10 protein-coding genes are annotated in these 8,409 nt (G+C 67.9%); 1 reads left to right on the top strand and 9 read right to left on the bottom strand.

From position 1 onward, the window contains the following. From AC3XYG_RS06230 to AC3XYG_RS06200, 7 genes are all read right to left on the bottom strand, one after another. A partial coding sequence (locus AC3XYG_RS06230) for a hypothetical protein (RefSeq protein WP_489138945.1) occupies positions 1-226 on the bottom strand: 226 nt, incomplete at its 3' end. A gap of 93 nt (positions 227-319) precedes the next feature. After that, positions 320-1,162 carry a hypothetical protein gene (locus AC3XYG_RS06225; protein ID WP_489138944.1) on the bottom strand — a complete coding sequence of 281 codons (843 nt, stop codon included), beginning with the start codon at positions 1,160-1,162 and terminating at the stop codon, positions 320-322. A 12-nt stretch (positions 1,163-1,174) separates the two neighbouring features. Then, the gene (locus AC3XYG_RS06220; protein WP_489138943.1) at positions 1,175-1,546 is read right to left on the bottom strand and encodes a hypothetical protein; all 372 of its coding nucleotides are present in this window, start codon (positions 1,544-1,546) and stop codon (positions 1,175-1,177) included. Positions 1,547-1,612: 66 nt separating this feature from the next. Beyond that, positions 1,613-2,557 (bottom strand): ABC transporter permease, encoded by a 945-nt coding sequence (locus AC3XYG_RS06215; RefSeq protein WP_489138942.1) that lies wholly within the window; start codon positions 2,555-2,557, stop codon positions 1,613-1,615. Then, on the bottom strand, positions 2,554-3,603 hold the full coding sequence (locus AC3XYG_RS06210; RefSeq protein WP_489138941.1) for an ABC transporter permease: 1,050 nt from the start codon (positions 3,601-3,603) through the stop codon (positions 2,554-2,556). The genes AC3XYG_RS06215 and AC3XYG_RS06210 overlap by 4 nt, the downstream gene beginning before the upstream one ends. Then, positions 3,593-5,161, bottom strand: coding sequence for an ABC transporter ATP-binding protein (locus AC3XYG_RS06205; protein WP_489138940.1), 1,569 nt, complete (start codon positions 5,159-5,161; stop codon positions 3,593-3,595). The genes AC3XYG_RS06210 and AC3XYG_RS06205 overlap by 11 nt, the downstream gene beginning before the upstream one ends. Continuing rightward, on the bottom strand, positions 5,158-6,165 hold the full coding sequence (locus AC3XYG_RS06200; protein ID WP_489138939.1) for a BMP family protein: 1,008 nt from the start codon (positions 6,163-6,165) through the stop codon (positions 5,158-5,160). Before AC3XYG_RS06200 ends, AC3XYG_RS06205 begins: the two co-directional genes overlap by 4 nt. A gap of 181 nt (positions 6,166-6,346) precedes the next feature. Between AC3XYG_RS06200 and AC3XYG_RS06195 the strand changes: the two genes are divergently transcribed. Further along, positions 6,347-6,796, top strand: a complete 450-nt coding sequence (locus AC3XYG_RS06195; RefSeq protein ID WP_489138938.1) for a cupin domain-containing protein — start codon at positions 6,347-6,349, stop codon at positions 6,794-6,796. Between the two features lie 56 nt (positions 6,797-6,852). On the opposite strand, the gene AC3XYG_RS06190 is transcribed toward AC3XYG_RS06195, so the two are convergent. Further along, positions 6,853-7,272: a hypothetical protein gene (locus AC3XYG_RS06190; protein WP_489138937.1), complete on the bottom strand. Its 420-nt coding sequence runs from the start codon at positions 7,270-7,272 to the stop codon at positions 6,853-6,855. 34 nt (positions 7,273-7,306) lie between these two features. Then, the coding region (locus tag AC3XYG_RS06185; protein ID WP_489138936.1) for an isovaleryl-CoA dehydrogenase at positions 7,307-8,409 on the bottom strand (1,103 nt) is incomplete at its 5' end.

The raw sequence follows: 8,409 nt of genomic DNA, 5'->3' as shown, positions 1-8,409 counted from the left end.
CGAAGCCGGCCAGCGCCGGCACCAGGAAGCGGCTGAAGGTGAATTCGGTCGACCCCAGCGTGTCGACCGGCCGGGTGTAGATGCCCTGGGCCCGCAGCTCCGGCAGCTTCAGCGGCGTCACCTCGACCGGCTTCGACGCGTTCTGCTGCACCGAATACCGGCACACCTGCCAGGCGATGTCCTCACGCGAATCGTACCCGACATAGAGGCGCAGCGCTTCGCTCATTCCCAGACTCCCGCTTTGCGACCGGCTCGCATTCTGCCCTTCCCTAGCACGAAATCCGCCCCGGGGGACAAGGCCGCGTTGCCGCGCCGCCTCTCAATGAGCTGCCGATGCGGGAACACCGACTGCGGCAGCGGGAGAAGCGGTAATCCGCGCGGGCACATCGATCGAGAGCCCAGCACAGCCCTCTGGTGCCAACAGCTTAAGTGTCATCCAGCCTGGCTGCGGCAGCCCCACAATCTCCGCCTTGATCGCGGCGACATCCCCGCATGTACCGGAGAAGGCCTGAGCCAGCCCGCCCCAAGCCGGGCCCGGCACCAATTCCACCGGCAGCGCCGCGATGGGGCTGGAGGCCTGGGACTTGCCGGACGCCGTATTGACGACAAAGAAACCAAGGCCAAGCAGTCCAAAAAACAGAAGAAATCCAATATCTCCTTGTCTAGCCTTCAAATTTCGCGACGTTCTAGACAATCTTCCAAAACTTAAAATGCTATCTGCAAATACATTAGTGGATTCTATGAAATTCTTTTCCTGCTGACAAGCCTGAGCGTTCGCGCTATTTTGATATATTAACTCTATATACCACTTTCTGCGCTTCACAAACCCAGCCAGATCATTTCTGAGTTCGGCAGGCAGGAGTTCGGAAGCGTTTCTTCTGAAATCTTGATCTTCTGCTGCATCTTTCAAAACGTCATCCAGAACGAACGGCTCTGGGATCAAAAGCCCAAGAAAGATCCATATAATCAGGATGACACAAACGATGCCAACTGCCCCGCCCAGCAAGGCAAGATACAAGGGGCGCCCTTCAAGATCGGCAAGGCTGCCCAAAGAAAGCCCGGCAACCAGGGCCACCGCGAGCGCGCCAAGCGCAGTCGCGAGCCACTTGATCGTGTCGCGCAGATTGTCTCGCGCCGGGCCGAACGGATCTGTGCTGCTCATCCCCAATGGCGCTCAAATTCCATCATCGATGGCCTGAATAATGATGCCGATCGGTCCGACACCAACAGAACTCTCCACCCGTCGCGTCAAATCATCAATGTCGAGCGACTTTCTTCCGGTCCAACCAATCTTCATTGTGCTGAAGGCGCCTGAAGGGGACAGAAAGATCGACGCCAAGGTATTTTCGATACGATCCACATCTCCAACGACCGGACTTCCATCATCCTGATCTTTGGTGCGAATGGAGAAGATAATGTTTTTACCCGTCGAGGTCCAAGCAGGTGCCGCGATGGCAGGCGCCGATACCGGCCCGACGATCACGGAGGCATCCCCGCAGGTCACCGTGAATGTACCATCGGGATTCTGATGTACAGAAATGCTCATATTAAATCTCCTATCGAAATATCCCGGTAGATTACGCTTGTTGAACCTGCGGGGATAGGGGGCCGCCTACCTCTCTCCCTTCCTATACGGCACCATCAAAGCCTTGGGCACGGCGGCGCGGGGCGACATCACGATCAGCGCCGCGATGCTGAGGAGGTAGGGCAGCATCAGGAACAGCTGGTACGGCACGGCCCCTCCGGCCAGCTGCTGCAGCCGGACCTGGAAGGCGTCGAAGGCGCCGAACAGCACGGCGCCGAGCAGCGCCTTGCCCGGCCGCCAGGAGGAGAAGACCACCAGCGCGATGCACACCCAGCCGCGCCCGGCCACCATCTCGAAGAAGAAGGCGTTGAAGGCCGACATGGTCAGGAAGGCGCCGCCGACCGCCATCAGCGCCGACCCGGCCATGACAGCACCGATGCGGACCGCGACGACGCTGATGCCCTGCGCCTCGGCCGCGGCCGGGTTCTCGCCCACCGCGCGCAGGGCGAGGCCGAGCGGGGTGCGGTACAGGACATAGGCTGCCAGAGCGACGGCGAACAGCGCCAGATAGGTCAGCGGCGTCTGCTGGAACAACACCGGCCCGATCCAGGGCAGGTCGGACAGGCCGGGCAGCGCCAGCGGCTGGAACGGTTCGATCCGTGGCGGGGTCGAGGCGTTGGGCAGCACCATGCGGTAGGTGAAATAGGACAGGCTGCTGGCCAGCAGGGTGACGCCGATGCCGGTGACGTGCTGCGACAGGCCCAGCGGCACGGTCAGCAGCGCGTGCAGCAGGCCGAAGGCGGCCCCCACCCCGGCCGCGAACAGCACCCCGGTCCACAGGTCGCCGCCCTGGTACACCCACATCCAGCCGGCCATGGCGCCGGCGGTGAAGATGCCTTCGATGCCGAGGTTCAGCACCCCGGCGCGTTCGCAGATCAGCTCACCCAGCGTGCCGAAGATCAGCGGCGTGGCGATCCGCAGCGCCGCCGCCCAGAAGCTGGCGGCCAGCAGGATGTCGGGCACTGCGCTCATCGCCACCTCACCCGGTAGCGCAGGAGGACGCTGGACAGCAGTACGGTCAGCAGCGAAGTGGCGACGATCAGATTGGCGATGTAGCTGGAGACGCCGATCGCCCGGCTCATGCTGTCGGCACCGACGAACACCGCGGCGACGAACAGCGCCGCCAGCAGCACGCCAAGCGCATGCAGCTGCGCCAGCATGGCGACGACGATGCCGGCATAGCCATAGCCCGGCGACAGGTCGAGGGTCAGGTAGCCCTTCAGCCCCGCCACCTCCCCCACCCCGGCCAAGCCGGCCAGGGCGCCGGAGATCAGCCCGACCCGCAGCATCACCCGGCCGACCGGCATGCCGGCGAAGCGCGCCGCGGCCGGGTTGGCGCCGGTCGCCCGCATCTCGAAGCCCCAGATTGTGTGCGTGGTCATCAGCCAGACCAGCACGGCGGCGGCCACGGCGATCAGCAGCCCGGCATGGATGCGGGTGCGCGGGATCAGCTTCGGCAGGGCGGCGGCGTCGAGCAGCGGCGCCGATTGCGGCCAGCCCATGCCCATCGGGTCCTTCATCGGCCCTTCCAGCATCATCGACACGAACAGCAGCACCACGAAGTTCAGCAGCAGCGTGGTCACCACCTCGTCGACGCCGAGCCGGGTCTTGAGCAGGGTCGGCCCCAGCATCCAGACGGCCCCCGCCGCCGCGCCGGCGACCAGCACCAGCGGCAACAGGGCCCAGGCGGGCAGGTCGAGCGCGCCGGAGCCCAGCGCCGCCGCCGCCAGCGCACCGAGATAGAGCTGGCCCTCGGCGCCAATGTTCCACAGCTTGGCCCGGAAGGCGACGGTGGCGGCCAGGCCGGTCAGGATCAACGGCGTCGCCCGCGACAGGGTCTCGGCGATGGCGAAGCGCGAGCCGAAGGCGCCTTCCGCCATCACCCGGTAGGCATCGAGCACCGGCGCACCGGCCCACAGCAGCGGGATGGCGCAGAGCGCCAGCGCCAGCACGGCGGCGGCGACCGAGGTGCCGAGCACCAGCAGGGATGAGGCGCGCTCGCGCGGTTCAAGCCGCATGCGCCGGCTCCTGCCCCGCCATCATCAGGCCGAGTGCGCGGATGGTGAGGGCGCCGGTGTCGCGCGCCGCGGTGAGGCGGCCGCGATACAGCACGGCGATGCGGTCGGACAGGGCGAACAGCTCGTCCAGATCCTCCGAGACCAGCAGCACCCCGGCGCCGCGATCGCGCGCGGCCAGCAGGCGGGCATGGATCTCGGCGACGGCGCCGACATCGAGGCCGCGGGTCGGCTGGCAGGCCAGCACCAGGCCGGGCGACCGGTCCAGCACCCGGCCGAGGATCAGCTTCTGGATGTTGCCGCCCGAGAGCAGCCGCGTCCGCGCCTCCGGCCCCTGGCATCGCACATCATAGGCCCCGATCAGCCGGCGCGCCCGGTCGCGCAGCGCGCCGCGGCGCAGCAGGCCCCAGCGCTGGGCCTCGGGCCGGCGATAATCCTCCAGCGCGATGGTCTCCCACACCGCCATGTCGCCGACCACGCCGTCCCGGTGGCGATCCTCCGGGATGCGGCCGACGCCAGCCGCGACCATGGCCGCCGGCGTGCCCCCCGGGGCGGGGCGGTCGAACAGCGTCATCCGGCCGGACTGCGGCACCGCCAGCCCCGACACCAGCTCCGCCAGCGCCGCCTGGCCGTTGCCGGACACGCCGGCGATGCCGAGCACCTCGCCGCTCCGGACCTGCAGCGACACGCCGTCGAGACGCGGTCGGCCATCGGCGCCGCGCAGCCCGACGCCCTCCAGCGCCAGCACGGCGGCGCCGGGTGCGGCCGGGCGCCTCTGCACCGAAGGCACCTGGCGCCCGACCATCGCTTCGGCCAAAGCGGCGCGGTCGACCGCCGCCGTCGCCATCCGGGCAACGACCCGGCCGCCGCGCAGCACGACGACGCGCTGGCTGATCGCCAGCACCTCGGCCAACTTGTGCGAGATGAAGACGATGGCGAGGCCCTGCGCCGCCAGCCGCCGCAGCGTCGCGAACAGCCCCTCGGCCTCCTGCGGCGTCAGCACCGCCGTCGGTTCGTCCAGGATCAGGATGCGGGCGTCGCGGTACAGCGCCTTCAGGATCTCGACCCGCTGGCGTTCGCCGACCGACAGCGCCGCGACGGCGGCGTCGAGCGGCACGGCCAGGCCCGACGCCTCGATCAGCGCCGCCAGCCGCGCCCGCGCCGCCCCCTGCCGCCGGGCCGGCCGCCACAGCGATTCGGAGCCGAGGACGATGTTGTCGAACACGCTGAGATTGTCGGCCAGGGCGAAATGCTGGTGCACCATGCCGATCCCGGCCGCCAGCGCCGCCTGCGGCGACCCGGCGGGCAGCGGCACCAGCCGCCCGCCGGCATCGGCGACCTCCACCGTGCCGGCGTCGGCGACGTAATGGCCGAACAGGATGTTCATCAGCGTGGTCTTGCCGGCGCCGTTCTCGCCCAGCAGCGCCAGCACCTCACCGCGGGCGAGGTCCAGGTCGATGCCGTCATTGGCGACCAGGGCGCCGAAGCGCCGGGTGATGCCGCGCAGACGCAGGGCCAGCGTGGCCTGCGAGGCATCACCCATATCGGAAGACACCGTCACGGCGTCGGCTTCGGCTCGCTGTCGTCGACCTTGACCGTGAAGGCGCCGCTTTCGATCTCCTTCTGCCGGGCGGTGACCTTGTCGATGATGGCCTGGTCGACCAGCTTCGGGTCGAGCGCCGCGAGCGAGGCGCCGCCGGCCTTCATGCTGCTGTAGGGGCCGTAATCCTCGGCCTTCCAGCTGCCGCCGGCCACAGCCTTGAGGGCGCGGTCGATGGTCGGCTCCATCTGCCACAGCGCGCTGGCCACCACGGTGCCGGGGTATTCCGACTGGGTGTCGATGACGTTGCCGATGGCGAGCACCTTGCGCTCCTTCGCCGCGTCGGAGACGCCGTAGCGCTCGGCGTAAAGCACGTCGGCACCGGCGTCGACCATGGCGAAGGCCGCTTCCTTGGCCTTGGGCGGGTCGTACCAGGAGCCGATGAAGGTGATCGAGAACTTGGCTTGCGGGTTCACCGCCAGCACGCCGTCCATGAAGGCGTGCATCAGCCGGTTGACCTCCGGGATCGGATAGCCGCCGACCATGCCGATGGTGTTCGATTTGGTCTTCAGCCCGGCGACCATGCCGGTGAGGTACGAGGCGTCCTGGATGTAGTTGTCGAAGACCGAGAAGTTCGGCGCGGCCGGCGGCAGGCTGGAGCCCATCAGGAAGGCGGTGTCGGGGTAGTCCTTGGCCACGGCGCGGGCTCCGCGCTCGACCCCGAAGGCCTCGCCGATGATCAGCTTCTTGCCGCCTTCGGCATATTCGCGCATCACGCGCTCATAGTCGGTGTTCGACACATTCTCGGAATAGACGTAGTCGATCTCGCCCCGGTCCTGCGCCGCCTTCAGCGCCTTGTGCAGCCGGCTGACCCATTGCTGCTCGACCGGCACCGTATAGACCGCCGCCACCGCCAGCTTGTCCGCCGCCCGCGCCTGCGGCAGCGCCGCGGCACTCAGCGCCAGCGCGGCCACGCCGAGCAATGCGCGGCGCCCGATTCGTCCCTGCCCGACTCGTCCCTGCATGTATGCCCCCTGTTTCTTGTCGTTCTGACCAATCGGTCAAGTGTGCAGAAAGCGGCGGGCGGTGCAACAGGACCTGACAGCGAGTTTCCAGGCACCGTCACATCCGTGCGGGCTGTCTCGTCTCTGTCTCCGAACGGGCACGGACGCGATGCGCGGCCCCGGCCTTTCCTGGAGAGACGACATGACCTCGAATTCCAAGCGAGTCTTCGCCACGGCGGCCCTGGCCGGAATGCTGGCGCTGGGCTTCGCCGGCGGCCAGGCCTGGACCGCCCTGGCCGCCGGGACGATGGATGCCCGCGGCCAGGCCATCACCGCGCTGGCGGAGCAGAAGCTGGCGAACATCCCGGGCAAGACGCTGACCGCGCTGACCGTCGACTACGCGCCGGGCGGCAGCACACCGGCGCATCACCACGCCGCCTCGGCCACGCTGTTCGCCTATGTCGTGTCCGGCGCCATCCGGTCCCAGGTCAATGGCGGCCCGACCGAGGTGTTCCATGCCGGCCAGTTCTGGATCGAACAGCCGAACTCGGCCCATGGCATCAGCGAGAACGCCAGCACCACGGAGCCGGCGAAGCTGGTGGTGGTCGCGATCGGCGACGACGGCGCGACCCTGACCACCTTCGACAAATAGGCTTGGCGACAAATCGGTCCCGGAAGGGCGGCCGGCGTGACAGGCCGGCCGCCCCGCTACAGCTTGCGGGGGTTGCCCTTCAGGAGCTTGCCGGAGATGGCCGGGTCGTTCTTGGATTTCAGGGTCACGTCGTCACCGGCAATCGAGATCGCAGCGCAATCCCCGTCCTGGGGTGCCGCCCCGGTTGCGGCCACGCAGAACATGCCGTCCTCCCGGACCGACCATTGGACGGATTCCGGTTTCTCGGTGGTGTCGCCGCCATCCTTGGCGTACCGGCCGGTCCTGTCCGGCAGGACGTAAAGGGAGACCTTGACGCCGGGATCGTCGGGCGTGGCGAAGACGAGCGTGTTGCCGATCAGGGCCTTGATCGCCGCCTTGCCGGCGACTGCGCCCGTCGTCTGCGCCAGCGCCCCGCCTGATATCACCGGCTGCAACAGCACGGCCGCGACCAGCATCCGCTTTCTCAACGACATCATGTCCCGTCCCCTCCCCGTTTCGTTCGCCGACCCGTCAGCCCTTGAGCCCGATCACCTCGCGGCCGATCAGCATGCGCCGGACCTCGGAGGTGCCGGCACCGATCTCATACAGCTTGGCGTCGCGCAGCAGCCGGCCGGTGGCGAATTCGTTGATATAGCCATTGCCGCCCAGGGCCTGGATCGCCTGCAGCGCCATCCAGGTCGCCTTTTCCGCGGCGTAGAGGATGGCGCCGGCCGCGTCCTGCCGGGTCACCCGGCCGCGGTCGCAGGCATGGCCGACGGCGTAGACGTAGGCGCGGCTGGTGTTCAGCGCGACATACATGTCGGCCACCTTGCCCTGCATCAGCTGGAATTCGCCGATCGCCCGGCCGAACTGCTTGCGGTCGCGGACATAGGGCAGGACGATGTCGAGGCAGGCCTGCATGATGCCCAGCGGGCCGCCGGCCAGCACCGCGCGCTCATAGTCCAGGCCGCTCATCAGCACCCGCACGCCCGACCCGACCTGGCCGAGCACATTCTCCTCCGGCACCTCGCAGTCCTGGAACACCAGCTCGCAGGTGTTGGAGCCGCGCATGCCGAGCTTGTCGAGCTTCTGGGCGGTTGAGAAGCCCTTGAACCCCTTTTCGACCAGGAAGGCGGTGATGCCGCGCGGCCCGGCGGCCGGGTCGGTCTTGGCGTAGACCACCAGCGTGTCGGCATCCGGCCCGTTGGTGATCCACATCTTGGTGCCGTTCAGCACGTAGCGGTCGCCCCGCTTCTCGGCCTTCAGCTTCATCCCGACGACGTCGGACCCGGCCCCCGGCTCGGACATCGCCAGCGCGCCGACATGCTCGCCCGAGATCAGCTTCGGCAAATAGCGGCGCTTCTGTTCGGCGCTGCCGTTCAGCTTGATCTGGTTGACGCAGAGGTTGGAATGGGCGCCGTAGGACAGGCCGACCGAGGCGGAGGCGCGGGAGACCTCCTCCATCGCCACCACATGCTCCAGGTAGCCCAGGCCGACGCCGCCGTACTCCTCCTCGACGGTGATGCCGTGCAGACCAAGCGCCCCCATCTCGGGCCACAGCGCCCGCGGGAAGGTGTTGTCCAGGTCCATCTGTGCGGCGAGTGGAGCGATCCTATCTCCGGCGAAACGCGCCG

This window comes from Inquilinus sp. (genome assembly GCF_057815775.1).
Note: the sequence above shows the minus strand (reverse complement) of the source record. Positions and strands in the feature narration are given on the sequence as shown.